The organism is Thalassotalea sp. Y01, assembly GCF_012932945.1.
GTDB lineage: Bacteria > Pseudomonadota > Gammaproteobacteria > Enterobacterales > Alteromonadaceae > Thalassotalea_A.
Genome location: NZ_JABBXG010000025.1, coordinates 1 through 633 on the forward strand (window position 1 = coordinate 1; position 633 = coordinate 633).

A 633-nucleotide genomic window follows, 5' to 3' on the forward strand; every position below is an offset into this window, starting at 1 on the left:
TGTTAGTTATAATTTGAAACGCTTTGACACGTTTCGGTTGATAAACAACAAGTTGTTTATCGTGGTAACTTATTCAGCGCTTACGATTGGAGGTCATAAGCATAAGTTACCGGGTTTAATATCAGCTTTCCAAATTGTTAAAGAAGTACATTAATGCGCGCATTCGGCATTAAAGTGAGTAAAAACTCAAACATAAACGTTACCGCTTATGTTTGAGTTTTCATGAGAGAAAATGGTGGAGCTAAGCAGGATCGAACTGCTGACCTCCTGCGTGCAAGGCAGGCGCTCTCCCAGCTGAGCTATAGCCCCATATATTTACACATATGGTGTAGGTCTTACTTAAGTAAGTATTTTGTATTTTAACAAGGCATCTTATTGTGATGTGTAGTCTTTCCTACACGAGTAATAAAATAACGAAGTAAAAACCAAAAAATTGGTAGGTCTGAGTAGACTTGAACTACCGACCTCACCCTTATCAGGGGTGCGCTCTAACCAGCTGAGCTACAGACCTACTGGATTTCTCTCACGTTTGTTATCAATGCAATTTGTGTGAACACTCGACGACCTACAAGGATGTAGGAAGTGTCGAAGATTGTAAGGAACAATCTCGACCAAGTAAGTGTTTTACTTAAG

Annotated in this window: 2 tRNA genes; both read right to left on the reverse strand. The window is 39.7% G+C overall.

Annotated features, from left to right (window positions below):
- Positions 1–233: 233 nt before the first annotated feature.
- A tRNA-Ala gene (locus tag HII16_RS16645) sits at positions 234–309 on the reverse strand.
- A gap of 125 nt (positions 310–434) precedes the next feature.
- Positions 435–511: transfer RNA gene (locus tag HII16_RS16650), tRNA-Ile, on the reverse strand.
- Positions 512–633: the final 122 nt, after the last annotated feature.